This window comes from Streptomyces sp. CC208A, assembly GCF_030010625.1.
GTDB lineage: Bacteria > Actinomycetota > Actinomycetes > Streptomycetales > Streptomycetaceae > Streptomyces.
The window spans coordinates 66,560-93,124 of the sequence record NZ_JASCXN010000026.1; the positions used below are offsets into that span (position 1 = coordinate 66,560).

Annotated in this window: 25 protein-coding genes and 2 pseudogenes; 13 read left to right on the plus strand and 14 right to left on the minus strand. The window is 72.2% G+C overall.

Features of this window, described 5'->3' with window-relative positions:
* Positions 1-95: 95 nt before the first annotated feature.
* From QK442_RS25420 to QK442_RS25430, 3 genes and pseudogenes are all read right to left on the minus strand, one after another.
* Positions 96-728, minus strand: coding sequence for an HAD domain-containing protein (locus QK442_RS25420; protein ID WP_282696378.1), 633 nt, complete (start codon positions 726-728; stop codon positions 96-98).
* Positions 729-753: 25 nt separating this feature from the next.
* Positions 754-1,123 (minus strand): annotated as a pseudogene (locus QK442_RS25425) (SAM-dependent methyltransferase); the annotation flags it as partial.
* Positions 1,109-1,342: pseudogene (locus QK442_RS25430) on the minus strand (pirin-like C-terminal cupin domain-containing protein); the annotation flags it as partial. The pseudogenes QK442_RS25425 and QK442_RS25430, both read right to left, overlap by 15 nt.
* Before the next feature lie 29 nt (positions 1,343-1,371).
* Here QK442_RS25430 and QK442_RS25435 point away from each other — a divergent pair.
* From QK442_RS25435 to QK442_RS25445, 3 genes are read left to right on the plus strand one after another with little or no spacing between them, the layout of a single operon-like run.
* Positions 1,372-1,599, plus strand: a complete 228-nt coding sequence (locus QK442_RS25435) for a hypothetical protein (protein WP_282696436.1) — start codon at positions 1,372-1,374, stop codon at positions 1,597-1,599.
* Positions 1,596-2,156, plus strand: coding sequence for a GNAT family protein (locus QK442_RS25440; RefSeq protein ID WP_282696379.1), 561 nt, complete (start codon positions 1,596-1,598; stop codon positions 2,154-2,156). The genes QK442_RS25435 and QK442_RS25440 overlap by 4 nt, the downstream gene beginning before the upstream one ends.
* 36 nt (positions 2,157-2,192) lie before the next feature.
* Entirely contained in the window at positions 2,193-2,429 is a 237-nt protein-coding gene (locus QK442_RS25445) for a hypothetical protein (protein WP_282696380.1), read from the plus strand.
* Positions 2,430-2,556: 127 nt separating this feature from the next.
* Here QK442_RS25445 and QK442_RS25450 read toward each other — a convergent pair whose 3' ends face one another.
* Entirely contained in the window at positions 2,557-3,528 is a 972-nt protein-coding gene (locus QK442_RS25450) for a pirin family protein (RefSeq protein ID WP_282696381.1), read from the minus strand.
* Between the two features lie 167 nt (positions 3,529-3,695).
* A complete protein-coding gene (locus tag QK442_RS25455) occupies positions 3,696-4,205 on the minus strand; it encodes an SseB family protein (RefSeq protein WP_282696382.1) in 510 nt (169 codons plus the stop codon).
* A 202-nt stretch (positions 4,206-4,407) separates the two neighbouring features.
* Between QK442_RS25455 and QK442_RS25460 the strand changes: the two genes are divergently transcribed.
* Both QK442_RS25460 and QK442_RS25465 read left to right on the plus strand, forming a co-directional pair.
* Positions 4,408-6,237 (plus strand): acyl-CoA dehydrogenase, encoded by a 1,830-nt coding sequence (locus tag QK442_RS25460; RefSeq protein ID WP_282696433.1) that lies wholly within the window; start codon positions 4,408-4,410, stop codon positions 6,235-6,237.
* A 351-nt stretch (positions 6,238-6,588) separates the two neighbouring features.
* Positions 6,589-7,896: a M18 family aminopeptidase gene (locus QK442_RS25465; protein ID WP_282696383.1), complete on the plus strand. Its 1,308-nt coding sequence runs from the start codon at positions 6,589-6,591 to the stop codon at positions 7,894-7,896.
* Positions 7,897-7,899: 3 nt separating this feature from the next.
* On the opposite strand, the gene QK442_RS25470 is transcribed toward QK442_RS25465, so the two are convergent.
* Positions 7,900-9,711: an NHL domain-containing thioredoxin family protein gene (locus QK442_RS25470; protein WP_282696384.1), complete on the minus strand. Its 1,812-nt coding sequence runs from the start codon at positions 9,709-9,711 to the stop codon at positions 7,900-7,902.
* Between the two features lie 205 nt (positions 9,712-9,916).
* Between QK442_RS25470 and QK442_RS25475 the strand changes: the two genes are divergently transcribed.
* From QK442_RS25475 to QK442_RS25485, 3 genes are read left to right on the plus strand one after another with little or no spacing between them, the layout of a single operon-like run.
* Positions 9,917-11,221: a hypothetical protein gene (locus QK442_RS25475; protein WP_282696385.1), complete on the plus strand. Its 1,305-nt coding sequence runs from the start codon at positions 9,917-9,919 to the stop codon at positions 11,219-11,221.
* 3 nt (positions 11,222-11,224) lie between these two features.
* The gene (locus QK442_RS25480) at positions 11,225-11,974 is read left to right on the plus strand and encodes a DUF4239 domain-containing protein (RefSeq protein WP_282696386.1); all 750 of its coding nucleotides are present in this window, start codon (positions 11,225-11,227) and stop codon (positions 11,972-11,974) included.
* 43 nt (positions 11,975-12,017) lie between these two features.
* Entirely contained in the window at positions 12,018-12,503 is a 486-nt protein-coding gene (locus QK442_RS25485; RefSeq protein ID WP_282696387.1) for an LURP-one-related family protein, read from the plus strand.
* On the opposite strand, the gene QK442_RS25490 is transcribed toward QK442_RS25485, so the two are convergent.
* A complete protein-coding gene (locus tag QK442_RS25490; RefSeq protein ID WP_282696388.1) occupies positions 12,500-13,714 on the minus strand; it encodes an aminotransferase class I/II-fold pyridoxal phosphate-dependent enzyme in 1,215 nt (404 codons plus the stop codon). The two genes, QK442_RS25485 and QK442_RS25490, sit on opposite strands and share 4 nt — an antisense overlap.
* A gap of 153 nt (positions 13,715-13,867) precedes the next feature.
* Between QK442_RS25490 and QK442_RS25495 the strand changes: the two genes are divergently transcribed.
* Complete coding sequence (locus QK442_RS25495) at positions 13,868-14,476, plus strand: hypothetical protein (protein WP_282696389.1); 609 nt, start codon at positions 13,868-13,870, stop codon at positions 14,474-14,476.
* A gap of 58 nt (positions 14,477-14,534) precedes the next feature.
* On the opposite strand, the gene QK442_RS25500 is transcribed toward QK442_RS25495, so the two are convergent.
* On the minus strand, positions 14,535-15,338 hold the full coding sequence (locus QK442_RS25500; RefSeq protein WP_282696390.1) for a carbon-nitrogen family hydrolase: 804 nt from the start codon (positions 15,336-15,338) through the stop codon (positions 14,535-14,537).
* 202 nt (positions 15,339-15,540) lie between these two features.
* On the opposite strand from QK442_RS25500, the gene QK442_RS25505 reads away from it, so the two are divergent.
* Positions 15,541-16,368 carry a maleylpyruvate isomerase family mycothiol-dependent enzyme gene (locus tag QK442_RS25505; RefSeq protein WP_282696391.1) on the plus strand — a complete coding sequence of 276 codons (828 nt, stop codon included), beginning with the start codon at positions 15,541-15,543 and terminating at the stop codon, positions 16,366-16,368.
* Between the two features lie 4 nt (positions 16,369-16,372).
* On the opposite strand, the gene QK442_RS25510 is transcribed toward QK442_RS25505, so the two are convergent.
* From QK442_RS25510 to pdhA, 5 genes are all read right to left on the minus strand, one after another.
* Entirely contained in the window at positions 16,373-17,665 is a 1,293-nt protein-coding gene (locus QK442_RS25510; protein ID WP_282696392.1) for an MFS transporter, read from the minus strand.
* Entirely contained in the window at positions 17,662-18,336 is a 675-nt protein-coding gene (locus QK442_RS25515; RefSeq protein WP_282696393.1) for a GntR family transcriptional regulator, read from the minus strand. The genes QK442_RS25510 and QK442_RS25515 overlap by 4 nt, the downstream gene beginning before the upstream one ends.
* Positions 18,337-18,560: 224 nt before the next feature.
* A complete protein-coding gene (locus tag QK442_RS25520) occupies positions 18,561-19,913 on the minus strand; it encodes a dihydrolipoamide acetyltransferase family protein (RefSeq protein ID WP_282696394.1) in 1,353 nt (450 codons plus the stop codon).
* A gap of 13 nt (positions 19,914-19,926) precedes the next feature.
* The gene (locus QK442_RS25525) at positions 19,927-20,907 is read right to left on the minus strand and encodes an alpha-ketoacid dehydrogenase subunit beta (protein WP_282696395.1); all 981 of its coding nucleotides are present in this window, start codon (positions 20,905-20,907) and stop codon (positions 19,927-19,929) included.
* A 2-nt stretch (positions 20,908-20,909) separates the two neighbouring features.
* Positions 20,910-22,094 (minus strand): pyruvate dehydrogenase (acetyl-transferring) E1 component subunit alpha, encoded by a 1,185-nt coding sequence (gene pdhA / locus QK442_RS25530; protein WP_282696396.1) that lies wholly within the window; start codon positions 22,092-22,094, stop codon positions 20,910-20,912.
* Between the two features lie 341 nt (positions 22,095-22,435).
* Here pdhA and QK442_RS25535 point away from each other — a divergent pair, with 341 nt between their 5' ends.
* From QK442_RS25535 to QK442_RS25545, 3 genes are all read left to right on the plus strand, one after another.
* On the plus strand, positions 22,436-23,095 hold the full coding sequence (locus tag QK442_RS25535) for a response regulator transcription factor (protein WP_282696397.1): 660 nt from the start codon (positions 22,436-22,438) through the stop codon (positions 23,093-23,095).
* A 133-nt stretch (positions 23,096-23,228) separates the two neighbouring features.
* Positions 23,229-23,660: a pyridoxamine 5'-phosphate oxidase family protein gene (locus QK442_RS25540; protein ID WP_282696398.1), complete on the plus strand. Its 432-nt coding sequence runs from the start codon at positions 23,229-23,231 to the stop codon at positions 23,658-23,660.
* 15 nt (positions 23,661-23,675) lie between these two features.
* Positions 23,676-24,704, plus strand: a complete 1,029-nt coding sequence (locus QK442_RS25545; protein WP_282696399.1) for a phosphotransferase — start codon at positions 23,676-23,678, stop codon at positions 24,702-24,704.
* 33 nt (positions 24,705-24,737) lie between these two features.
* Here the strand turns inward: QK442_RS25545 and QK442_RS25550 are convergent, their stop codons facing one another.
* The gene (locus tag QK442_RS25550) at positions 24,738-26,426 is read right to left on the minus strand and encodes a protein kinase (protein WP_282696400.1); all 1,689 of its coding nucleotides are present in this window, start codon (positions 26,424-26,426) and stop codon (positions 24,738-24,740) included.
* Positions 26,427-26,565 lie beyond the last annotated feature (139 nt).

Here is a 26,565-nt window from a genome sequence, read left to right on the forward strand (position 1 = left end):
CGAGGAAGCCCGACTCTGAGGGGGTTGGGCGCCCAGGGCCACGGCACGGGGACAGGAGCGGGAGCGGCGCCCTGATCCCCGTACCGGCACGTCGTCTACTCGCCCATGCATGCACGGCATGGAGGCAGCTCCTGTCTGAGGTGGGTCTTCGGTCGTTCCTCGCAGATGCTGCTACGCCGCTTCCGGCGCCCTGCCGACACATCCTGGAGAGCAGCCCATTCCCGGACCTGTACGAGATGGGCCTCCTGAAGGCCGACGTACGGGTCCGGCTGGACGAGCAGTGTGGGGTGGCCGTGTGCGATCCGCTCGGCGGCCCAGGCGTGGTCGAGGTCGGTGAAGTCGTCGTCGACCCAGGCGACTGCCGACCCGTCGAGCCACGGTTCGACGTGATCCCGCTTCCAGAGATAGCCGTTGGGGTGACTGGTGGTGGTCTGGAGGCGCGGGAGATCAAGGTGCGGGAACTCCGGTAGTCCAAGGAGTGGCCCGACGAGGGTGGTGGCGTCCTTACGCCAGCTGGTGCACCACACCGGGCTGACGAGCCCGTCGGCCAGGAAGCCAGTGAGCAGCGGGCCGTGGGCAGGGTCGAGCCAGATGGGCACCGGGTTGTCCGGGTCTCGGCCCGTGGGCAGGACGGTATGGCGGACGTGTGCGGGCGGTGTCCTGCCGTCGGCTGCCGGGAACGGTATGAGGACGCCGTCGATGTCCAGGAAGAGGTAGGGCAGGGGCATCAATACCTCCGTCGATGGGCCAGCGTCTGCGGGCGGTGATCAGGAGGGTGGTGGGCCACGGGTCGAGTCGCGGGTGCCGTAGCTCGATGGCGTAGGTGATCCGCAGACCGGCCCGAGAGAGGTGGGCAGCCCAGCGGCGGGTATCGAACTCCCAGCGGCAGATGGGCAGTCGGGCGCGGTCGGGCATGGTGACGTAGTCTTCGCGCGGACGGTCGTCCGTTGAAGGATGTCTTCCGGCCCGTGCCGGGCGGGGTACGGAGAAGGCCAGTACACCGCCGGGCTTCAGGCGCCGCGAGAGCGCGGTGAGCAGGAGTTCCGGGGCGACCAGGCAGACAGCGCCAAAGACCGAGTAGATCGCGTCGAAGGTCCGGGCTTTGCCCTATTCCGTGGACGGCCGGGATGGTGCCGAGGCGGCCCGCCTGGAAGTCCTCGAAGGCCTGGCGGAGTTCGGCCTGGGTGTTCATGACGAAGGGGCCGTAGTGGGCCATGGGCTCGCGGATCGGACGGCCGCCGAGGAGGACGACCTCCAGGTCCGGGGTGTGCGCGTCCTGCTTCTCGTCCGCGCGGACGGTGAGCGAGGAGCCGGTGCCGAAGACGGCGGCCCGGCCGAGGTGGTTCCGGCGGGGTGCACAACGGTGATTTCGTGGCCGCGATGGCCGCCGGCGGCGCCTTCCGCGAGATCGTGAACGTTGGCGCGCGGACGCGGACCGCATACGACGACGTCTACGGATCCGGCTGTCCGGGCACCATCGTCCGAGTAGTCGACCCGGCCGGCCTGTCGGAGGTCCTGCCCGACCCCGCACACCGTGCGACGGCCGAGATCGCGATGCGCTGTGTCCATGAACTCGTCAAGGAGCGAAAGACTCGATGAACGACAGGCCGATGTCCTCGGTAAGCGACGACGTCGTCGAGCTGCGCCCCCACACGCCGACGAGCCTCGAACCGCTGCTGCGCTGGAAGAACGACATCGAGATCCAGCGGCTGAGCGACGACGAGATCCACGCCTACAGCCGCGAACAGGTCGCCGCGATGCTGGAGCGGTGGATGCGGCCGAGCGAGGACATCGTCCATCTTGCGATCGCTCTCACCGGCCGCACGGAGCCCATCGGGTTCCTGCACCTGGCGCTCATCGAGCGGGCCCATCAGCGGTGCCGGCTGGGCATCGTCATCGGTGAGAAGGAGCTGTGGGGGCGCGGTTACGGACATCAGGCGGTGGTGCAGGCGGTCGGCCACGCCTTCAACGTGCTCGGCCTCGAACGGATCACGGCCGAGGTCTTCGCGGACAACCCGCGTTCCGCACGCCTGCTCGAAGGTGCCGGTTTCGTCCAGGAGGGTGTGATGCGCGAGAGCATCCACCGCGACGGGCGGCGCGTCAACGAGCTGGTGTACGGACTTCTACGGCACGAGTGGCGCAAGGGGCGCACGTGACGAGGACGGAGACGGCGTGCGGGATCCCGTTCCGGCGTGGCGGAGATCCACCTCGCGGGATACGTGAAGGCCGAATTCGCGGGCCGGACCATGTATCTGGACCAGCACCTCGCCGACATCCCGCCCGAGGAGTTCCGACTGCTCGCCCAGGTCGTCGAACTCCGCGGACCGGAACGACCGCTGGACATCTGCCTGGAGATGGAGCCGCGCGAGCCGGGCGCCTTCGTCTCCGCCGTCGACAACATCCGCACCGCCCTCGCCGGCGCCCTCTGACCGCCCGGCCGGGCCCGCCCACGGAAGCGGGCCCGGGGCGCCGCCTCGCGTCGCGGCGTGTCGGCGAACCCTCGGGCTCCTTCTCCCGGGTATGGCCGGGCTCGTGCCCGGGTAGCCGCGACGAGCCCTACTGTCCGCCCTCGCCCATCCCGTGGACCGCCGGGATCGTCCCCAGCCGGCCCGCCTGGAAGTCCTCGAAGGCCTGGCGGAGTTCGGCCTGGGTGTTCATGACGAAGGGGCCGTAGTGGGCCATGGGCTCGCGGATCGGGCGGCCGCCGAGGAGGACGACCTCCAGGTCCGGGGTGTGCGCGTCCTGCTTCTCGTCCGCGCGGACGGTGAGCGAGGAACCGGTGCCGAAGACGGCGGTCTGGCCGAGGTGGATCGGGCGGCGCTCGGCGCCGACGGTGCCGCGGCCCGCCATGACGTACGCGAGGCCGTTGAAGTCCTCGCGCCAGGGCAGGGTGATCTCGGCGCCGGGGCGCAGGGTGGCGTGGATCATCGTGATCGGGGTGTGGGTGATGCCGGGGCCCTCGTGCCCGTCGAGCTCGCCGGCGATGACGCGCAGGAGCGCGCCGCCGTCGGGGGAGGTGAGGAGCTGGACCTGGCCGCCGCGGATGTCCTGGTAGCGGGGGGCCATCATCTTGTCGGAGGCGGGCAGGTTGACCCACAGCTGGAGGCCGTGGAAGAGGCCGCCGCTGACGACGAGGGACTCCGGCGGGGCCTCGATGTGGAGGAGGCCGGAGCCGGCGGTCATCCACTGGGTGTCGCCGTTGGTGATGGTGCCGCCGCCGCCGTTGGAGTCCTGGTGGTCGAAGGTGCCGTCGACGATGTAGGTGACGGTCTCGAAGCCTCGGTGGGGGTGCCAGGGGGTGCCCTTGGGCTCGCCGGGCGCGTACTCCACCTCGCCCATCTGGTCCATCATGATGAACGGGTCCAGGTACTGGTAGTTGATCCCCGCGAAGGCCCGGCGCACCGGGAAGCCCTCGCCCTCGAAGCCCTGGGGGGCCGTGGTGACGGCGAGCACGGGGCGGGCGGCGGCGTCGGCCGGGGCGGCGACGCGCGGCAGGGTGAGCGGGTTCTCGACGGTCACGGCGGGCATGGTGGACCTCCTGAAGCGGCCTGAGGGATGCGGCCCGAGGGCTCGGTGGCCTTCGTGGCCCGTCCTCGTACCCTCACTTTAGTTGAATGCTGAACTTCCTGCCACCCGGAACGCGGAACGCCCGGGAGGAATTCCCCCCGGGCGCCCCTGCGTACCTCCCGCGTCGGTCAGCCGTACATCCGCCGCATCGCGAAGTCCACCATCTGCTCCACGGCCTTCGCGTCGAAGACGATCCGGTGGTCGCCCTCCATGTCGAGGACGAAGCCGTAGCCGGTCGGGAGCAGGTCGATCACCTCGGCGCCCGTGATCACGAAGTACTTCGACTCCTTGCCCGCGTACCGCCGCAGCTCCTTCAGCGAGGTGAACATCGGGATCACCGGCTGCTGGGTGTTGTGCAGCGCCAGGAAGCCGGGGTTGTCGCCGCGCGGGCAGTAGACCTTGGAGGTCGCGAAGATCTGCTGGAAGTCCTCGGCGGAGAGGTTGCCGGTGGTGAAGGCGCGTACGGCGTCGGCGAGGGAGGGCGGCGAGGGCTCGGGGTAGAGGGGAGCCTGCGGCTGCTGCTGCCCGTACCCCCCGGGCACGCCCCCCTGCATGCCCTGCATCCCGGGCATCCCGGGCGCGCCCCCCTGCATCCCGTACTGCTGCTGCGCACCCGGATTCTGCTCGTAGCCGTACATGGACCATGAGCCTACTGCGTCACACCCGGCCCCGGATCGGCCGAGAGGGGTTGCTCTTATTACCGGTGGGTAGCATCATCGTAGAGAGAGTGCGCTACTCATGAGTAGCGCACGGCGGCAGCGCGCGGGCAGAGCAGTACGCGCCGCTGCCGGGCAGTACCGGTACGAGGAATCCCTCCCCGATCTATACGGAGCCGTCGCCATGGGGCACTACAAGTCGAATCTCCGCGACATCGAGTTCAACCTCTTCGAGGTGCTCGGCCGCGACAAGGTGTACGGCACCGGTCCGTTCGAGGAGATGGACGTCGACACCGCCAAGAGCATCCTCGACGAGATCCGCCGCCTCGCCGAGAACGAGCTCGCGGAGTCCTTCGCCGACGCCGACCGCAACCCGCCGGTCTTCGACCCGGAGACCAACACGGCCCCGGTCCCGGCCACCTTCAAGGCGTCGTACAACGCCTTCATGGAGTCCGAGTACTGGCGCCTCGGCATCCCCGAGGAGATCGGCGGCACCGTCTCCCCGCGCTCCCTGATCTGGGCCTACGCGGAGCTGCTGCTCGGCTCGAACCCGGCCATCTGGATGTACTCCTCCGGCCCGGCCTTCGCCGGCATCCTCTACACCGAGGGCAACGAGGCGCAGAAGAAGGTCGCGAAGATCGCCGTCGAGAAGCGCTGGGGCTCCACCATGGTCCTCACCGAGCCCGACGCGGGCTCGGACGTCGGCGCCGGCCGCACCAAGGCCATCCAGCAGGAGGACGGCTCCTGGCACATCGAGGGCGTCAAGCGCTTCATCACCTCCGGTGAGCACGACATGGAGGAGAACATCCTCCACTACGTCCTCGCCCGCCCCGAGGGTGCCGGTCCCGGCACCAAGGGCCTCTCCCTCTTCCTCGTCCCCAAGTACGAGTTCGACTGGGAGACCGGCGAGCTGGGCGCCCGCAACGGCGTCTACGCCACCAACGTCGAGCACAAGATGGGCCTCAAGGCCTCCAACACGTGCGAGATGACCTTCGGCGACAAGCACCCCGCCAAGGGCTGGCTGATCGGCGACAAGCACGACGGCATCCGCCAGATGTTCCTCATCATCGAGTTCGCCCGCATGATGGTCGGAACGAAGGCGATCTCCACCCTCTCCACGGGCTACCTCAACGCCCTGGAGTACGCCAAGGAGCGCGTCCAGGGCACCGACCTGGCGAACTTCATGGACAAGGCCGCGCCGAAGGTCACCATCACGCACCACCCCGACGTCCGCCGCTCGCTGATGACGCAGAAGGCGTACGCCGAGGGCATGCGCTCCCTCGTCCTCTACACCGCCACGGTCCAGGACGAGATCCAGCTCAAGGAGGCCGCCGGCGAGGACGCCAAGGCGCTCCACGGCCTCAACGACCTGCTCCTGCCGATCGTGAAGGGCTACGGCTCCGAGAAGGGCTACGAGCAGCTCGCCCAGTCGCTCCAGACCTTCGGCGGCTCCGGCTTCCTCCAGGAGTACCCGATCGAGCAGTACATCCGGGACTCCAAGATCGACACCCTCTACGAGGGCACCACCGCCATCCAGGGCCAGGACTTCTTCTTCCGGAAGATCGTCCGCGACCAGGGCGCCTCCCTGAACACGCTGTCCGAGGAGATCAAGAAGTTCCTCGCGACCGGCACCGGCGGCGAGGAGCTGGCCGGCGCCCGCGACGCGCTCGCCAAGGCGGCCGTCGACCTGGAGGCGATCGTCGGCAGGATGATCACCGACCTCACCGCCACCGGCGAGGACGTCAAGAACATCTACAAGGTCGGCCTCAACACCACCCGCCTGCTCATGGCCTCCGGTGACGTCGTCGTCGGCTACCTGCTGCTGCGCGGTGCGGCCGTCGCCGCCGAGAAGCTCGCGGCGGGCGCCTCCGGCAAGGACGTCGCCTTCTACCAGGGCAAGATCGCGGCCGCGAAGTTCTTCGCCGCCAACGTCCTGCCCGGCGTCTCCACCGAGCGCCTCCTCGCCGAGGGCGTGGACGGCGGCCTGATGGACCTGGACGAGGCCGCGTTCTAAGAACGCGCCTGGTCCTGCGAGAACGGCCCGTCCCCGGGGAGGGGGGCGGGCCGTTCTGTTCTTTCAGGGGTACGGCTGCTTTCCGGGGGTACGGCTGCTTTCCGGGGGTACGGCTGCTTTCCGGGGGTACGGCTGCTTTTCAGAGGTACGGCTCCGAGGGCGAAGCCCCGGGGGGTCGCACGGGCCCGGCGGCCACGGGCCCGGCGGTCCCTCGGCCACCGGTCCGGTGGGGGGTGGCCGAGGGGCCGGACGGTCATCGGCCACCAGCCCGGACGGTCATCGGCCACCGGGCCGGTGGTCACCGGTCACCGGCCCGCCGGTGGGCCGCATCGCCCCCCGTAGGGTGGGCGCATGAGCAGCGCAGCTTACCGACCGGCGACCGCACCCTTCGGCCCCGGTCACACCGATGACCTGATGTCCTTCCTCTCGGCCTCCCCGTCGCCGTACCACGCGGTGGCCAACGCCGCCGAGCGGCTGGAGAAGGCGGGCTTCCGCCGGGTCGAGGAGACCGCGGCCTGGGACGGGACGAGCGGCGGGAAGTTCGTCACCCGGGGCGGCGCGATCATCTCCTGGTACGTGCCCGAGGGCGCCGCCCCGCACACCCCGTACCGGATCGTCGGCGCCCACACCGACTCCCCCAACCTGCGGGTCAAGCCCCAGCCCGACATGGGCGCCCAGGGCTGGCGGCAGATCGCCGTGGAGGTCTACGGCGGCACCCTCCTCAACACCTGGCTCGACCGCGACCTCGGCCTCGCCGGCCGACTCACCCTCCGCGACGGCAGCCACCGGCTCGTCAACGTCGACCGGCCGCTGCTGCGCGTCCCGCAGCTCGCCATCCACCTCGACCGCTCCGCCAACGACGGGCTCAAGCTCGACCGCCAGCGCCACATGCAGCCCGTGTGGGGCACCGGCGAGGTCCACGAGGGCGACCTCGTCGGGTTCGTCGCGGGCGAGGCCGGCGTCGACGCCGAGGACGTGGCCGGCTGGGACCTGATGGTCCACGCCGTCGACGCCCCCGCCTACCTCGGCCGCGACCGCGAACTCGTCGCCGGACCGCGCATGGACAACCTGATCTCCGTCCACGCCGGCGTCGCCGCGCTCGCCTCCCTCGCGGGCCGCGACGACCTCCCGTACATCCCGGTCCTCGCCGCCTTCGACCACGAGGAGAACGGCTCCGAGGCCGACACCGGCGCCCAGGGCCCGCTGCTCGGCACGGTCCTGGAGCGCTCCGTGTACGCGCGCGGCGGCGCCTACGAGGACCGGGCCCGCGCCTTCGCCGGCACCGTCTGCCTCTCCTCCGACACCGGCCACGCCGTCCACCCCAACTACGCGGAGCGGCACGACCCGACCCACCACCCCCGCGTCAACGGCGGCCCGATCCTCAAGGTCAACGTCAACCAGCGCTACGCCACCGACGGCACCGGCCGCGCCGTCTTCGCCGCCGCCTGCGAGAAGGCGGGCGTGCCGTGGCAGTCGTTCGTCTCCAACAACGACATGCCCTGCGGCACCACGATCGGCCCCATCACGGCCGCCCGCCACGGCATCACGACGGTCGACATCGGCGTCGCGATCCTCTCCATGCACAGCGCCCGCGAACTCTGCGGCGCCCAGGACCCCTACCTGCTCGCCAACGCGCTGGTCGCGTTCCTGGAGGGCTGACGCCTACGCGTCGAGTCCCGCGAGGATCAGCGGGAGACGGTTCGCGCCGTCTCCCGTGATCCGCACCGGAACCCCCCAGTCCTGCTGGTGGACGTGACAGGCCGGGTATTCGTTGGCGGGGTCGTCGTCGCAGGACGCGGCCATCGCCGAGACGTGCAGGACGCCTTCGGTGAGGGCCGGGTTCAGCTCCAGGTCGCGGAAGAGGTCCGTGCCCGTGCCCTCGCCGGAGAGCAGCAGCTCCGGCGGGGTCGAGGAGACCAGGAGGCGGGTCGAGGGGCCGTACCGCTCGTCCAGCTTCTGGCCGGTCGGGGCCTGGAAGACGACGTCCAGGCGGAAGGCGCCGGGGGCGACCTCGGTGGCCTCCCGCCGGGTGCGGTGGGCGACCGCCTCCACCCGCACGGCCTCCTCCGGGAGCCGGAGCCGGGTGAGCCGGTGCCGGGCCGACTCCACGACGACGATCTCCTCGCCGTCCAGGACCGCGTCGCTGGGCTCGCGCAGGTCGGTGGCGAGGGTGGTGACCTCGCCGGTGGCCGGGTCGTAGCGGCGCAGGGCGTGGTTGTACGTGTCGGAGACCGCGACCGAGCCGTCGGGCAGGGCCGTCACGCCCAGCGGGTGCTGGAAGAGTGCCTGGCCGGCGGCGCCGTCCCGGTGCCCGAAGTCGAAGAGGCCGGTGCCGACGGCGGTGTGGACGACCCCGTCCGTATCGATGAAGCGCAGGGCGCTGGTCTCCGAGTCCGCGATCCAGAGCCGGTCCCCGGTGGCCGCGAGGCCCGAGGGCTGGGCGAACCAGGCCTCGGCGCCGGGCCCGTCGACGAGCCCCTCGTTCGTCGTCCCGGCCGCCACCTCGACGGTCCCGCTCTCGGGGTCGTACGTCCAGATCTGGTGCACACCGGCCATCGCGATCCACACCTTCCCCCGCCACCAGGCGACGTCCCACGGCGAGGACAGGTCCACGTCGAGCGCCGGGCCGGAGGTCGGGGACCCCTGCCACCACTGCTTCCCGGTGCCCGCGATCCGCTCCACCGCGCCCGTCGCCGGGTCGAACCGCTGGAGCGCGTGGTGCACGGTGTCCGCGACGACGACCGTCCCGTCCGGCAGCAGCGCCAGCCCCTGCGGCTCCCGGAAGACCCCCTCGCCGCCGATCCGCCGCACCACGGTCTCCCCGTCGGCGGCGAGCTCGACCAGCTGGTGCCGGGTGGTGTCCGAGACGAGGAGGTTCCCGCCGTCGAGCCTGACCGCCTTCCCGGGGAACCGCAGATCGGTCGCGACCGGCTCCGGCGGCACGTACGGCCCGTCGCCGCGCCGCAGCGTCCCCTTCGCCTCGTGCTCGGCCTCCAGCTCCTCCACCAGCGTCCGGATCGCGTTGGCGTGCCCCTCGCCGGCGTGCTGCGCGACGACGTACCCCTCCGGGTCGATCACGACGAGCGTCGGCCAGGCCCGCACGGCGTACTGCTTCCAGGTCGCCAGCTCCGGGTCGTCGAGCACCGGGTGGTGCACCTCGTACCGCTCCACGGCGTCCACGACGGCCTGGTGCTCCGCCTCGTGCACGAACTTCGGCGAGTGGACGCCGACGATGACGAGCGTGTCCCGGTGCTTCTCCTCCAGCTCGCGCAGCTCGTCGAGGACGTGGAGGCAGTTGATGCAGCAGAAGGTCCAGAAGTCGAGCAGAACGATCTTTCCTCGCAGGTCGGCGAGGGTGAGATCGTCACCGCCCGTGTTGAGCCAGCCGCCCTTGCCGATCAGCTCGGGGGCACGGACTCGGGCGCGGGAACGGGGGGCGGGCGCGGGGGTGGGCGCCGGGGCGGCATCGTTCATGGTTCAAGCTTGCCATCCGTACGCCAACGGCCGGTCACGGGCGTACGGGTGGATCGGTGGGGCCGGGTGGGGGGTGTCGGCGTGTCCCCGGCGGGTGCGTCGGCGGGGCGGGCGGTGGCATGGGGGCATGACGTGTGCGGGCGGATCATCGGACTACTCCGGCGATCGGGTGAGGGCGCGGGCGGCGCTCCTTGTCGGGGTCCTCGTGCTGCCGTGTCTTCTGGTCGTCGGGAACGGCGGCGTGGCGCGGGCGGGCGGGGTCGGGGACAAGGCGCTGCGGATGACCGTCTCCGTCAACGGCCTGGGGAGCGGTGGGCAACGGCCGGTCGCCGTGCGGGCCGGGGGCGAGGTCGTGAAGCGGTACCGCCTTGAGAACCGGGGCGAGGCCGATCTGTACGGGATCCGGGTGCGGGATCCCGGTGTCCCGGCGGGTGCGGTCCGCTGCCCCCGGCGGGTGCTCGGCGCGCTCGGGACCATGGAGTGCGTGGCCCGGTTCCGGGCCCTCCCCGGTGACCGCCGGGCCGCCGTGCGGGCCGAGGGGGACGTGCCCTCGCTCGGGCGGACGCTCGCCGCCACGGCCAGTGCCGGGTACGTGGGCGTCTCCGGGGCCCTGGCGCTGACCGAGCGCGCCGCCCCGGGTCCCCGCTCGGACACCGCCGTCGTCGCCTACACCGTCACCAACCACGGCAACCGGCCCCTGCACGACGTACGGCTCGCCGACCCGGGACTCAAGCTGGCCGGACGGGACGTGGCCTGCGGCGCCCGCGCCGGGATCGTCCCCCGGCTCGCCCCCGGCGCCTCCGCCCGCTGCACCGCGACCGTACGCCGCCCGCCGGGCGTCCACCGCAGCACCGGCGTCGCCACGGGGACGGACCGCGTGGCCACCTACGCCCCCGACGGACGGCTGGTCCCCGCTCCCTTGCTCACCGCGCGGGCCTCCGCCTCCTTCACCGTGCCGGAGGAGGAGAGGAAGAGGGAGCGGGGGGTTGTGGGCGGTGGGGGTGGTGGGGCTTCTGGTGCTGGGGGGACCGGTGGGACCGGTGGGACCAGTGGGACTGGTGGGGCTCCCGGAGCTGCCGGGGCTCCCGGTGCCCCTGGAACTGCTGCCGCGCCTCCGCTCGCCTCCGGGGTGTTTCCCGTCGGGCCGCCCGCGCCCGATCCCGTACCGGAGGGCGAGGAAGGAGGTGCCCCGGCCGCACCACCGGACGGTACCGGGGGCCGGGAGGTCGAGGCTGCCGCCCCGGAGGCCGTACCACCGGTCGTACGAGAAGGGAGCGCCGTCCCCGCCACCCCACCCGCGAAGGCCCTGCCCACAGAGGTCCCGCCCCCGGAGGTCCCGCCCACAGAGGCCCCGCAGCAGGCCACCGGCGTCGTCGGCGACGAGGGGTTTCTCGGGCGGTTGCGGCGGCGGGGGCGGGAGGCGGACGAGATGGGGGTCGTCGTGATGCTGCTGCTCCTCCTCGTGCCGGCGGCCCTCGCCGCCGCGCTGCTCGGGAACCGGAGGTCCTGACCCGTGGCCCTGCTCGAAACGCTCGTCGTCGTCTTCGGGGTCGCGCTGCTCGGCGCGGTCGCCGTCGTCGTCAAGACCCGGCTCTTCCCCACCTCCGAGGACGAGGGGCCGCGCGAGGACGTCGCCGAGTACATCGCCATGATGGTCTCGGTCCTCTACGCGATCGTCCTCGGCCTCTGCCTGGTCTCCGTCTGGGAGACCAGGACCGACGCCGCCGAACACTCCCAGGCCGAGGCGAGCGCCCTGCACCAGACGTACCTGCTGGCGGACGCCCTCCCCGAGGACCGGCGCGAACCGCTGCGGGCGGCGGCCCGTGCGTACGCCGACCACGTCGTGGAGGTCGAGTGGCCGATGATGGCCGACCGTCAGCCGCTCGACCCGTCCGGCTGGCGGCTGCTCGAACGGCTCCGGCAGGCCGGCGAGATCGGCGACACCGCCACCGTCTCGCAGCAGATCGCGGCGCAGGAGGTGCTCGCCCAGCTCGGGTACGTGGACGACGCCCGGCGCAACCGGGAGGCTGCCTCGCAGGAGCGGCTGTCACCGGTGCTGTGGGCGGGGCTGATCATTGGCGGGTTCCTGACCCTCGCCTTCATGTTCATCTTCGGCATCCATCACACCCGGACCCATGTGGTGATGGTGATGGGCCTCGCTGGCTTCATCGCCTTCACCGCCCTGCTGGTCCATCAACTGGACGCCCCGTTCGGGGAGACGCTCGGCACCGGTCCTGACGCCTTCACCCGCTACTTCCTCTGAGGCCGTTGTTTCACGTGAAACACCGACAGGGGAGACATCCCGCATGAAATACCTCGTACGAGACAAGATCTTCGCGATCGGCGACGACTACTGGATCGAGGACGAGAGCGGCCGGCACGCCTTCCTCGTCGACGGCAAGGCCCTGCGCCTGCGGGACACCCTGGAACTGAAGGCCCCCGACGGGCAGGTGCTCGTCACCCTGCGCCAGAAGCTCTTCAGCCTGCGGGACACGATGACGATCGAGCGGGACGAACGCCCGCTCGCGACCGTGCGCCGCAAGCGCCTCTCCCTCCTGCGCAACCACTACCGGGTCACGCTCGTCGACGGCACCGAACTGGACGTCAGCGGCCGCGTCCTGGACCGCGAGTTCGCCGTCGAGTACGACGGCGAACTCCTCGCCCACATCTCCCGCCGCTGGCTCCGCGTCCGGGACACCTACGGAGTCGACGTGGTCCGCGAGGACGCCGACGCGGCCCTGCTGATCGCGGTGGCGGTGTGCGTGATCCGGATGGCCGAGCGGGAGGACTAGAGGGCCTTCGCCAGGGCTTGGTCCAGGTCCCCCCACAGGTCCTCGACGTGCTCGATGCCGACCGAGAGGCGGACCGTGCCCGGGCCGATGCCGGCCGCCTCCAGGGCGGCGGCGTCGAGCTGGCGGTGCGAGGTGGAGGCCGGGTGCATGACCAGCGTCTTCACGTCACCGAGGGAGACCGAGAGGGAGGCCAGCCGGACCGCCTCGACGAAGGCCCGGCCGGCGTCCCGGCCACCCGCGAGGTCCAGCGAGATCACCCCGCCCGCCCCGTCCGGCAGCAGCCGCTCGGCGATCTCCCGGTCCGGGTGGCCCGGCAGCCCGGGGTAGCGGACGGCCGCGACCGCCGGGTGCCCGGAGAGCCGGGCGGCGAGTTCGGCGGCGGAGGCGCAGTGGCGCTCCATCCGCAGCGACAGGGTCTGCATGCCGCGCAGGGTCAGCCAGGCGGCGAACGGGTCGGTGGAGGCGCCCATCTCGACGGCGAAGTGACGCAGCCGTCCGAGGAGTTCGGGGTCGTCACCGACGACGATCCCGCCCAGGATGTCCGCGTGCCCGCCGAGGAACTTGGTGGCCGAGTGGATGACCAGGTCGGCGCCGAGCGCGAGCGGGCGGCAGAGCAGCGGGGAGGCGAAGGTGTTGTCGACGGCGACCGGGACGCCCGCCTCGCGGGCGACGGCGGCGAGGGCCGGGATGTCGGAGAGGCGGGTGGTGGGGTTGGCGATGGTCTCCAGGTAGAGAAGGCGGGTGGCGGGCCGCAGCGCGGCGGCGACCTCCGCCGGGTCCGTGCCGGAGACGTACGTGACCTCGACGCCCCAGCGCTTCGCGAGGTCGGTGAGCACCGCGTACGTACCGCCGTACAGACAGCGCTGGGCGACGACGTGCCCGCCGCCGGAGAGCAGTCCGAACAGGACCGCGTTGATGGCGCCCATCCCGGAGGCGAAGGAGAGCGCGCCGGCACCGCCCTCCAGCCGGGCGACCGCGTCCTCCAGGGTGCGGACGGTGGGGTTGCCCATGCGGCTGTAGAGGAAGGAGTCGGCGGAGTGGAAGGAGTCGGCGAGGGCGTCGGCGGACTCGAAGGCGAAGACGTGCCCCTGGTGCAGGGGGACGCCGAGCGGCACGCTGCCGGTGACCTCCACCCGGGGCGGGTGGACGGCGAGCGTCTCGGGCCGGAGAGCGGGATCGATGGAGGCGTGGGTGCGTTCGCTGCTCGTCATGGGCCCAGTCTCGGGGTGGTCCCGCTGTCCCTCCCAGGGCCAATCACGCGGAACTGGCTCGTCGGGACGGAGCGACCCGGCCGGGACCTGCCCGTCCGTCATGCGATCGTCGTACGACGTGCGTTCGATACCGGAGGCCCCTGGGAGACCGTCATGCACACCACCGTCACGCCCTTCGCGCTGCGCCCGTGGCGGGAGGGGAGGGGGTACGGGCGGCGGACCGGCTGGCGCGGTACGTCGGCCGAGTTCGGCGAGGTCACCGTGGAGGCGCCGCTGCGGCGGACCCTGCCGGAGGTGATCGGCTCGGAGCTGCGGGGCGGGCTGCTCCCGGAGGCCTCGTACGAGGCGCGGGGCGTCCACACGGACCTGGTCGGGCTGCCGACGCTGAACAGGGCGACGCTCCGCCTCGGCGGCGCCCTCGTCGCCATGGAGCGGAACCGCCTCGGCGTCACCGCCCGGCAGCGGGGGCTCCGGTTGCGGTACGGGGGCGACGACTACCGGCTGTGGGCGGAGAACCGGCGGTCCTGGACGCTCGCCCGGGAGGCGGATGCCGAGGATCCGGGCGTACGCGTGCGTGTGCGCGGGGCGGGGCGCGGCGGGCGGCGGCGTCTCGAGGTCACGGTGACGGGCCGGGCGGTCGGGGCGGACCTGTCCCTGGCGCTGGTCTTCGCGGGCGTGGACCGCGCGGCGCTCACCCGGGGCGGGGCGGTCCGCGCGGCCTTCTCCCGGCTCACCCGGCTGTGGGCCGAGGCGCAGTACTAGGGGCTTTCCAGGCTTCGTACTCGGCCGGGCCCGCCGGGTCCCCGTGCGTGGGGCCCGGTCAGACGCGGGGGCGCTGCGGGGCGGGGACGCCGAGGACGCGGTCCTTGAGGGCGGGGAACTCCTCGCGGATCGTGGCCGGCTTCGACGGGTCCAGGGTGACGCGCAGGATCTCCTCGTCGGGGCCCGCTTCCGCGAGGACCTCGCCCCAGGGGTCGACGACCAGGGAGTGGCCGGCCTGTTCGACGCCCGCGTGGGTGCCTGCCGTGCCGCAGGCGAGGACGTACGCCTGGTTCTCCACGGCCCGGGCGCGGGCGAGGAGCCTCCAGTGGGCGCGGCGGCGGGCGGGCCAGCCGGCGGGGAGGACGAAGGCTTCGGCGCCGGCGTCGACGAGGCCGCGGAAGAGTTCGGGGAAGCGCAGGTCGTAGCAGGTGCCGACGCCGACGGTGAGGTGCGGCAGGTCGAAGGTGACCAGGTCCTCCCCGGCCGCCATGAGGACGGCCTCGCCCTTGTCGAAGCCGAAGCGGTGGATCTTCCGGTAGGAGGCGACGAGCTCGCCGTCGGGCGAGAAGACGAGCGAGGTGTTGTAGAGGGCGCCGCCGGCCGCCTCGACGAAGGAACCGGCGTGCAGCCACACCTCGGCGCCCTGGGCGGCAGCGGCCATCGACTTGTAGGTGGGGCCGTGGAGGGGCTCGGACTCGGACGCGAAGAGGTCGGCGGCGAAGGCGCCCACGGGCCACAGTTCGGGGAGGACGACGAGGTCCGCGGCCCCGCGCTCCTCCCGTACGAGGCGGGCCGCGCGGGCCCGCCGGTCGGCGACCGGTTCGTCCGGGTCTACCGCGATCTGGATCAGCGAGGCGCGCACACTACCACCGTCCTGGCGTTGAAGCCGTCAACACCGGCCTACGATCGTCACACGAAAGCACTGCCGGGGTGCTTCCGGGGAGCGTAACTTAGCGTCCGAGCCTCCCATTCCGCTGTCGCCCAGTCGTGTTTTCAGCCCACGCGAAGAACACCGCAGACCACCGAACAACACCGCAGAACGCCGAAGAACGTCGAGGGGTCCCGTGACCGTCCATCCCAGCCTCCAGAACTACGCCGACGCCTGGACCCATTCCATCGAAGCGATAGCCCAGCTGGTGCAGCCCCTCGTGGAGGGCGAATGGAACCGGGCGACGCCGTGCCCGGGCTGGTCGGTGCGCGACGTCGTCTCCCATGTGATCGGCATGGAGACGGAGATGCTCGGCGACCCGCGGCCGATCCACTCCCTCCCCCGCGACCTGTACCACGTGCGCAGCGACTTCGCCCGCTACATGGAGGTGCAGGTCGACGTCCGCCGGCACCACACGGCGCCGGAGATGACCTCGGAGCTGGAGTACGTCCTGATCCGGCGGGCCCGCCGGCTCCGCAACGAGAACCGCTCCCCCGACCACGTCATCCGGGCCCCGCTCGGCGCGGAGCAGACCCTGGAGACCGGTTACCGGATGCGGGCCTTCGACACCTGGGTGCACGAGCAGGACCTGCGGGCCGCGCTCGGGGTGCCGGGGAACCTGGACTCGCCGGGCGCGTTCGTGGTGCGGGACCTGCTCCTGGAGGCGCTGCCGAAGGTGGTCGCGAAGGACGCGGGCGCGCCGGCGAACTCGGCGGTCGTGGTGGACGTGACGGGCCCGGTGGAGTTCCTGCGGACGGTGCGGGTCGACGCGGAGGGCCGGGGCACGATCGACGGGGCGCCGTCGCTGGGCCCCGCGGTGACGCTGGCGACGGACTGGGAGACCTACGTACGCCTTGCCTGCGGCCGGGCCCGGCCGGCCGAGGTGGCCGACCGGCTCAAGGTCGAGGGCGACCCGGACCTGGCCGCCGCGATCCTCGACCACTTCGCGGTGACGCCGAACTGAGCCCTCAGACCGGCACGTGAACGGCCTCCACGCGGCTGGCGACGAGCCGTTCGCGCTCGCGCCGGTGGGTGCGGGACTTCAGGCGGAGGATCTGGGCGACGCCGAGGGCTTCGAGGACGAAGACCGAGGAGAACGCGATCCGGTAGTCGTCGCCGGTCGCGTCGAGCAGCACGCCGACGGCGAGCAGGGTCGTCATGGAGGCGATGAAACCACCCATGTTGACGATGCCGGAGGCGGTGCCCTGACGCTCCGGCGGGTTGGCCGGGCGGGCGAAGTCGAAGCCGATCATCGAGGCGGGGCCGCAGGCGCCGAGCACCAGGCAGAGGGTGACGAGCAGCCACATCGGGGCGTGGCCGCCGGGGTACGCGAGCGTGGCCGCCCACAGCAGGGCGGTGGCGGCGACCGTGGCGAGGGCGAGCGGGGCGCGGGCGCCGCCGTGCCGGGCGATGATCTGCCCGTAGGCGAGGCCGACGGCCATGTTGGAGAGCACGACGAGGGTGAGCAGCTCCCCGGCGGTCCCCCGGTCGAGCCCCTGCGCCTCGACGAGGAACGGCAGTCCCCACAGCAGCAGGAACACCATCGCGGGGAACTGGGTGGTGAAGTGCACCCACAGCCCGAGCCGGGTACCGGGCTCGCGCCAGGACGCGGCGATCTGGCGGCGGACGTAGGCGGCGCCCGCGTGCGGGACGGGAGCGGGCTCGTACCCCTCCGGATGATCCTTGAGAAGAACCAGCAGCAGCACCAGAACCAGGACACCGGCGAGCGAACTGCCGACGAAGGTGGTCGTCCACCCGAGACCGTGCAGGGCACGGGAGAGGACGACGGTCGAAACGAGGTTGCCGGCCATTCCGATGAGCCCGGCGAGCTGGGCGATCAGCGGCCCCCGGCGGGCCGGGAACCAGCGTCCGCCGAGCCGCAGGACGCTGATGAAGGTCATGGCGTCACCGCATCCGAGAAGAACGCGAGCGGCAAGGGCCATGGGATACGAGGGGGAGAGCGCGAACCCCAACTGCCCCAGGGTGAACAGAACGACGCCGAGGGCGAGGACCTTCTTCGTGCCGAGCCGGTCGACCATGAGGCCGACGGGTATCTGCATGCCCGCGTAGACCAGCAGCTGGAGTATGGAGAAGGTGGAGAGCGCGGAGGCCCCCACGTGGAAGCGCTGGGCGGCATCGAGCCCGGCGACGCCGAGCGAGGTCCGGAAGATGACGGCGACGAAGTAGACGCTGACGCCGACGCCCCAGACGAGGGCGGCGCGACGACCGCCCGGCGGATCACCGGGAAGGGACGGCCTCACCGACCCTCCCCCCGCACCAGCGCACCGACCCGCCCGAGGTGCCCGCGGACGGCGGCGGCGGCCCCCTCCGCGTCCCCGGCCTTGAGCCGGTCGAGGATCTCGGCGTGCTCGGCGATGTTCTGCGCGACCCGGTCGGGATGCGCCTGCATCACGGCGACGCCCATGCGGAGCTGCCGGTCACGGAGCTGGTCGTAGAGCCGGGCGAGGATCTGGTTCCCGGCGTGCCGGACGATCTCGGCGTGGAAACACCGGTCGGTGACGGCCACCTCGCCGAGGTCCCCGCCCTCCGCCTCCCTCCGCTGCCGCTCAAGGAGATCTTCGAGCCGGCCGAGCAGCACGGGCGGCGCGGGCACGGCCCGCCGCACGGCGAACTCCTCGACGAGCAGCCGGGTCTCGACGACGTCGGCGATCTCCTGCGCGGAGACGGCGAGGACGAGCGCGCCCTTCTTCGGATAGAGCTTGAGCAGCCCCTCCATCTCCAACTTGAGCAGCGCCTCCCGCACAGGCGTCCGCGACACCCCCACGGCCTGCGCCAGCTCCCCCTCGGTGAGCAGCGTCCCGCCCTCGTAACGCCGGTCCAGAACGGCCTGTTTGACGTGGCTGTAGACGCGGTCGGCGGCGGGCGGGCGCCGGGTGGCTCGCGGAGCCGGGGCGGAGGGGGCTGAGGGCATGCGCACAGGATAGATACAACAGGGACGCAAGAAACAGGCCCGTCCGCATCGCGGACGGGAAGCCTCGGAAACAGGTGATCTGGAAGAGGGAGACGGGGGCGGGGCCGAGGGCGCAGGCGCGGGTCGGCGCCACGCGGACCACGCCAGAGGTGCGCGACGAGAACACCCGGCCGGGGGCGGTGCCCCCGGCCGGGTGTTTCACGTGAAACGTCGCAACTGGGGCGTCATGCCCAGGTGATCAGTCGCTTCGGCTGTTCCAGGATCGCGGCGACGTCCGCCAGGAACTTGGAGCCGAGTTCGCCGTCGACCAGGCGGTGGTCGAAGGAGAGGGCCAGGGTGGTGACCTGACGGGGCTTCACCTTGCCCTTGTGGACCCAGGGCTGGAGCTTGATCGCGCCGACCGCGAGGATCGCGGACTCGCCCGGGTTGAGGATCGGCGTACCGGTGTCGACGCCGAAGACGCCGACGTTGGTGATGGTGAAGGTGCCGCCCTGCATCGCCGCCGGGGTCGTCTTGCCCTCGCGGGCGGTGGCGACCAGGTCGCTCAGGGAGCGGGACAGCTCCGGGAGGGTCTGGGCGTGCGCGTCCTTGATGTTCGGCACGATCAGGCCCCGCGGGGTGGCCGCGGCGATGCCCAGGTTCACGTAGTGCTTGAGGACGATCTCCTGCGCCGCCTCGTCCCAGGCCGCGTTGATGTCCGGGTTGCGCTTGACCGCGACCAGGACGGCCTTGGCGATGAGGAGGAGCGGGTTGACCCGCAGGCCCGCCATGTCCTTGTCGGACTTGAGCTCCTCGACCAGCTTCATCGTGCGCGTGATGTCGAAGGTCACGAACTCGGTGACGTGCGGGGCGGTGAAGGCCGAGCCGACCATCGCCGCCGCCGTGGCCTTCCGTACGCCCTTGATGGGGATACGGGTCTCCCGGGCGCCGGCCTCGACGACCGGGGCCGGAGCCGCGACGGGGGCGGGAGCGGCCGCGACCGGGGCGGGGGCCGGGGCCTCCACCGGAGCCGGGGCCGCCGCGCGGTGCACGTCCTCGCGGGTGATGATCCCGTCCGGGCCGGTCGGGGTGACCGTCGCCAGGTCCACGCCGAGGTCCTTGGCGAGCTTGCGCACCGGCGGCTTGGCCAGCGGCCGGTCGGCGGCCGGCGCGTGGCCGTTGAGCTGCTCCGGGACCGAGGGCGCGGAGACGGGCGCGGTCTTGCGGGCCCGGCGCTTGGTGGAGGCGGCGGCCACGCCGTAGCCGACGAGGACCGGCTGGCGGCCCTCCGGCTCGGGCTCCTCGGCCACCGGCTCCTGCACCGGGGCGGCAGCCGGGGTCTCGGCGGGGGCTTCGCCGCCCACATTCACCGAGATGATGACCTGGCCGACGTCGACCGTGGTGCCCTCGGGGAAGACCAGCTCGTGGACGGTGCCGTCGAAGGGGATCGGCAGCTCCACGGCGGCCTTGGCCGTCTCCACCTCGCAGACGACCTGCCCGTCGGTGACGGTGTCACCGGGCTGGACGTACCACTTGAGGATCTCGGCCTCGGTCAGGCCCTCGCCCACGTCGGGCATCTTGAATTCGCGGATCGTCATGGCGGTGCTCTCCTCAGTACGCCAGCGAGCGGTCGACGGCGTCGAGCACGCGGTCCAGGCCCGGCAGGTACTCCTCCTCCAGGCGCGCCGGCGGGTACGGCGCGTGGTAGCCGCCGACCCGCAGGACGGGGGCCTCCAGGTGGTAGAAGCAGCGCTCGGTGATCCGGGCGGCGATCTCCGCGCCGGAGCCGAAGAACACCGGCGCCTCGTGGACGACGACCAGGCGGCGGGTCTTCTCGACCGAGGCCTGGAGGGTGTCGAAGTCGATCGGGGAGATCGAGCGCAGGTCCACGACCTCGACCGACTTGCCCTCCTCGGCGGCGGCCGCGGCGGCCTCCAGGCAGGTCTTCACCATCGGGCCGTAGGCGGCGAGGGTGAGGTCCGTGCCCTCGCGGGCGACCCGGGCCTTGTGGAGCTCGCCGGGGATGGCGTCGACGTCGACCTCGCCCTTGTCCCAGTAGCGGCGCTTGGGCTCGAAGAAGATGACCGGGTCGTCGCTCTGGATGGCCTGCTGGAGCATCCAGTAGGCGTCGGAGGAGTTCGCAGGGGTGACCACCTTGAGGCCCGCGACGTGCGCGAAGAGCGACTCGGGGGACTCGGAGTGGTGCTCGACGGCGCCGATGCCGCCGCCGTACGGGATGCGGATGACGACCGGCATCTTCACGGTGCCGAGCGAGCGGGCCCGCATCTTCGCCAGCTGGGTGACGATCTGGTCGTACGCCGGGAAGACGAAGCCGTCGAACTGGATCTCCACGACCGGGCGGTAGCCGCGCAGGGCGAGGCCGATCGCGGTGCCGACGATGCCGGACTCGGCGAGCGGGGTGTCGACGACCCGGTCCTCGCCGAAGTCCTTCTGGAGGCCGTCGGTGATGCGGAAGACGCCGCCGAGCTTGCCGACGTCCAGGCCCATGACGACGACCTTGGGGTCGGTCTCCAGGGCCTTGCGCAGCGACTCGTTGAGCGCCTTGGCCAGGGGAAGCTTCTGAACAGCCATGATTACTCGGCCTCTCCGCCCTCGAAGGACGCCTGGTAGGCGGCGAACTGGGCGCGCTCCTCGTCGACGAGCGCGTGCCCGTCCGCGTACGTGTGGTCGAACATCGCCATGTGGTCGGGGACGGGCATGGCGCGGACGACCTCGCGGACGTGCTTGCCGAGCGCCTCGCTCTCGGCCTCCAGCTCCTCGAAGAAGGCCGCGTCGGCGTGGCCCTCGTTCTCCAGGTACGCCTTCAGGCGCAGGATCGGGTCCTTGGCCTCCCACGCCTCGCGCTCCGCGTCGCGGCGGTAGCGGGTCGGGTCGTCGGAGGTGGTGTGGGCGGCCATCCGGTAGGTGAAGGCCTCGATCAGCGTCGGGCCCTCGCCGCGGCGGGCGCGCTCCAGGGCGTCCCGGGTCACGGCCAGGCACGCGAGGACGTCGTTGCCGTCGACGCGGACGCCGGGGAAGCCGAAGCCGCGGGCGCGCTGGTAGAGCGGGACGCGGGTCTGCTTCTCGGTGGGCTCGGAGATCGCCCACTGGTTGTTCTGGCAGAAGAACACGACCGGGGCGTTGTAGACCGAGGAGAAGACGAACGACTCGTTGACGTCGCCCTGGCTGGAGGCGCCGTCGCCGAAGTAGGCGAGCACGGCCGAGTCCGCGCCGTCCTTGGCGATGCCCATGGCGTAGCCGGTGGCGTGCAGGGTCTGCGAGCCGAGGACGATCGTGTACAGGTGGAAGTTGTTGCTGTTGGGGTCCCAGCCGCCGTTGTTCACGCCCCGGAACATGCCGAGCAGGTTCGTCGGGTCCACGCCGCGGCACCAGGCCACGCCGTGTTCGCGGTAGGTCGGGAAGACGTAGTCGTCGTCCCGCAGCGCCCGTCCTGAGCCGATCTGCGCGGCCTCCTGGCCGAGCAGCGAGGCCCACAGGCCCAGCTCGCCCTGGCGCTGCAGGGCGGTCGCCTCGGCGTCGAAGCGGCGGGTGAGGACCATGTCGCGGTAGAGACCGCGCAGCTCCTCGGCGCTCAGGTCGATGTCGTAGTCGGGGTGCTGGACGCGTTCGCCCTCGGGCGTCAGCAGCTGAACGAGCTCGGGCTCCCCGGCCGGGGCGGCCTGGGCGGCCTTCTTTGCGCCGGTGCTGGCGCCGGTGGTGCGCTTGGCGCCGCTGCTGCGTCGCGTCGTCTTGCGCGCGGCAGTGCTCTCCACGGTCACGTGCGTGCTCCTCCGTCGGTCCGGCCCCCGGGTTCGCCGGGAAGGCCAGTGCGGCTCTCCGCCTTATCCGTACCCTGCGCACGGGGTGGGTGCGACGCGGCCGGGGTCGGGCGTGACAGGTGTCCCGGCGAGCGCCGTCATAGGCACGTTACCCAGTGTGCGGCATTCCCGCGAAACCCCACTTGACCTGCAATTTTGCTTGGATTTCCAAGTAAATCGAGAAAAGCGGGAACTCGCCCTGGTCAGGGCGTGGGCAGCGGCCCGACACCGTCGTCGGAACATCCGGAACCGTAACCTGCGCACCCCGGGCACCGGAAGAGCCAATATGTGAGACTGCCCGTGTGCGCGAAGAAGGAAAAATCCGGGTATTCCTGCTGGACGATCACGAAGTGGTCCGGCGCGGCGTCCGCGAGTTGCTTTCCGTCGAGGACGACATCGAGGTCGTCGGCGAGGCCGGAACCGCCGAAGACGCCCTGGTCAGGATCCCCGCCACCCGTCCGGACGTGGCGGTGCTCGACGTCCGGCTGCCCGACGGCAGCGGGGTCGAGGTCTGTCGCGAGGTCCGCTCCCAGGACGAGTCGGTCAAGTGCCTGATGCTCACCTCGTACGCGGACGACGAGGCGCTGTTCGACGCGATCATGGCCGGGGCCTCGGGGTACGTCCTCAAGGCCATCCGGGGCAACGAGCTCCTGAACGCGGTCCGGGACGTGGCGGCCGGCCGGTCGCTGCTCGACCCGGTGGCGACGGCGCGGGTCCTGGAGCGGCTGCGGGACGGCACCACCCCGAAGGGTGACGACCGGCTCGCCCACCTCACCGAGCAGGAGCGCAGGATCCTCGACCTGATCGGCGAGGGGCTGACCAACCGGGCCATCGGCGAGCGTCTCCATCTCGCGGAGAAGACCATCAAGAACTACGTCTCCAGCCTGCTGTCCAAGCTCGGCATGGAGCGCCGCTCGCAGGCCGCCGCGTACGTGGCGCGGTTGCAGGCCGAGCGGCACTGAGCGGGGCCCGCGCCGGGGTTCTCACCCGGAGGGAGCAGTCCGGGTGCCCCGGCCGGGATTCAGGACCTACGTCCCGTCGGTACGGGGCCGGCGCCCCTTTTCCGGCGGGGTGCCGGTGGCGGACGGTGGAGCCATGTCCTCCGAGGAGAGCCGCGCCATCGAACTGCTCGGCCGCGTGGCGTACGGCCGGGTCGCCACGAGCATGCGGGCGATGCCCTTCGTCGTGCCCGCCCGGCACATCGTGTCCGGCGGCGGCGTCCTGATCCGCCTGCACGAGGGGCTCGGCCACCACCAGGCGTGCAGTGGCAGCGTCGTCGCCTACGGGGCGGACGACTTCGGGTCCGGGAGCGGCTCGCCGTGGTCCGTGCAGTTCACCGGCACCGCCGGGCTCGTCGAGCCGACCGCGGCGGAGCTCGCCGCCTTCGGCCCGGAACCGGCGCGCGTGGACGGCGAGCCCTTCGTCCCCGTCTTCCTGCGCATCGAACCCCAGTTCGTCACCGTGCACCGGCTCACCTACGCCTCCTCGGCCGATTCCGCACCGCCCCGCCTCCACCACGCAGCGTGATCTAACATCTGCGGGGTGCCGCGCTCATATGACCGCTCTGTCGACCACTCCGCTCCTCCGGTCGGCGCCCTGCTGCGCCGCCACCCGCACGCCGGTGAGCCCCTGTCCTGCGTCCCCGTCACCGAGGGCCTGCTCAACCGCGGCTACCGGCTCTCCACCACCCGCGGCCACTACTTCCTCAAGCAACACCTCGACGCCCCCACCGCCGACCGGGCCACCATCACCCGCCAGCACCGCGCCACCCAGCGGCTGCACGCCCTCGGCCTGCCGGTGGCCCCGCCGCTGCCCGACAGCCGCGGCCGCACGGTCGCCGTCATCGGCGGCCGCTGCTACGCCCTGCACCCCTGGATCGAGGGCCGGCACCGCGACGGCGCCCAGCTGTCCACCGGCGGCTCCCGCCGCCTCGGCGCCCTTCTCGGCCGCGTCCACACCTGCCTGGACCGGATCATGGAACCCCCGCCGCCCGGCGAGCGGCACGACAGCGCCCGCCCCGAGGACACCTTCGCGGACATCGCCGAACTGCTCCGCCTCGCCCGCGCCCACCGCCCCCACAGCGGCTTCGACGCCCTCGCCGAGCACCGGCTGCGGGAACGGCGCCGGCTGATCGCCCAGCACGCCCACCGCCGCCCTCCGACGCCCGCCACGGCCGGCTGGGTGCACGGCGACTTCCACCCCCTGAACCTGCTCTACCGGGGCGCCGAACCGGCCGCGATCGTCGACTGGGACCGCCTCGGCGTCCGCCCCCGGGCCGAGGAGGCCGTCCGGGCCGCCGCGATCTTCTTCGTACGGCCGGGGGGCGAGCTGGCCCTGGAGAAAGTACGGGCCTACGCGCGCGCGTACCGGCGGGCCACCGGCGCCGACGGCGCGGAACTGGCCGCGGCGGTGCACCGCGTGTGGTGGGAGCGGCTGAACGACTTCTGGACGCTGCGCTGGCGCTACCAGCTGAACGACCGCAGGGCCGACCCGCAGTTCCCCGCGATGTCGGCCCTGGCCGTGTGGTGGACCCGGGAGTACGACGCCGTCCGCGACGCCTTCTGCGCCTGACGGCCGCCTGACGGGCCGCCCGGTGGGGCCGGCCTAGCCGGCCGTGGCGCCGGTGTCCCCGGTGTCGCCGCCGCCGGGCGGCGGCGTGTTCGGGTCGCCGTTGCTGCCGCCGGTCGTGTCGGTCTGGCCGCCGCTGTCGCCGCCGTCCGTGGGCTGGGTCGTCGGCTCCGTGGTGGGTTCCTCGGTGCGCGTCGGCTCGCCGGTCTCCGTCGGTTCCGTGGTGGGTTCCTCGGTGTGCGTCGGCTCGGTGGTGGGCGGCGCCGTCGTCGGCGGGGCCGTCGTCGTGTTGGTCGGCGGGGTCCACGGCCGGTGGGTGCGGCCTCCGTCGCCGCCGCCGGTCGTGTCGCTCGGCCACTCCTGGGACGGCTCCTCCGACGGCTCCTCGGACGGGGCGGGCTCCTCCGAGGCCGTCGACGGCGAGTTCGACACCGTCGTCGGCGTCGTGACGGGGGTCTTCGCGTTCCCGTCACCCGACATCTTCACCGCGTAGACGATGCCGGCGACGACCGCGACCAGCGCCAGCGCCGCGAACAGCACCATCCTGGCGCGCTTGCCCCGGCCGTCGTCCTGACCGCCGGGGCCGCCCTGGCCGTAGCCCCCGGTGCCGCCCGTGCCGTCGTCGTAGCCGCCGTAGCCGCCCCCGTACGGGGTGTAGGCGCCGTCCTCCGGATTGGGCGGCGGCAGGATCGGGCGCTGGGCGGTCTCGCCGTGCGGCGGGTGGCCCATGGGCGTCGTCGCCGTCATGCCGTGGACGGGGGTGTGCCCGCCGTCGTGCACGGTCACCGGGCCGGTGCCCCAGGTGCCGGTGTGCCCGCCCTGCTGCTGGAGCATCTCCAGGCTGTACTGGATGAGCCCGCGCATCTCCTCGGCGCTCTGGAACCGGTCGTCCGGCTCCTTCGCCAGCGAGCGCATCACCAGGCCGTCGAGCTCCGGCGGCGTCGAACCGCGGACCTCGGACGGCGGGACCGGCGTGTCCTGGACGTGCTGGTAGACCACCGACAGCGGCGTCTCACCGGTGAACGGGGGCCGCAGCGCGAGCAGCTCGTAGAGCAGGCAGCCCGTCGCGTACAGGTCGGAGCGGTGGTCGACGGCCTTGCCGAGCGCCTGCTCCGGGGAAAGATACTGCGGCGTGCCCATGACCATGCCGGTCTGCGTCATCGTCGCCTGCGCCCCGTGCAGCGCGCGGGCGATGCCGAAGTCCATGACCTTGACGGCGCCGGAATCGGTGATGATCACGTTGGCCGGCTTGATGTCGCGGTGCACGATGCCGTGCTGGTGCGAGTACGCCAGCGCCTCCAGGACCCCGGAGACGATCACGAGCGCCTGCTCGGGCCCCGGCGCCTCCGCGCTGACCAGCAGGTCACGGATGGTGCGGCCCTCGACGAGCTCCATCACGATGTACGGCACCGGGCGGCCGTCCACCACGTCCTCGCCCGAGTCGTACACCGCCACGATCGCGTGGTGGTTGAGCCCGGCGACCGACTGCGCCTCGCGCGTGAACCGGGCCTTGGAGACCGGGTCCTCGGCGAGATCGGAGCGCAGCAGCTTCACCGCGACCGTACGGCCCAGACGCACGTCCTCGGCGGCGAAGACCTCGGCCATGCCGCCGCGTCCCAGACGGTGCGTCAGGCGGTACCGGCCGTCGCCGACGACGCGGCCGACTCCCCACGATTCCCCGGCAGCGCCCGGCACACCGCCACCTGCCTCGGATCCGGGTTCCATGAGTCCTCGCCGTCGTCTGTCCGTGCCACGTGTCCAGTCGTCACGCTACAGGCTCCGCACGACATCCCGGTGCGCGATGGCCGGCCGTCCGTCCCTTCCCGTGTACGCCTGTGCAAATTCCGTGAGTTTCGCCCGACGT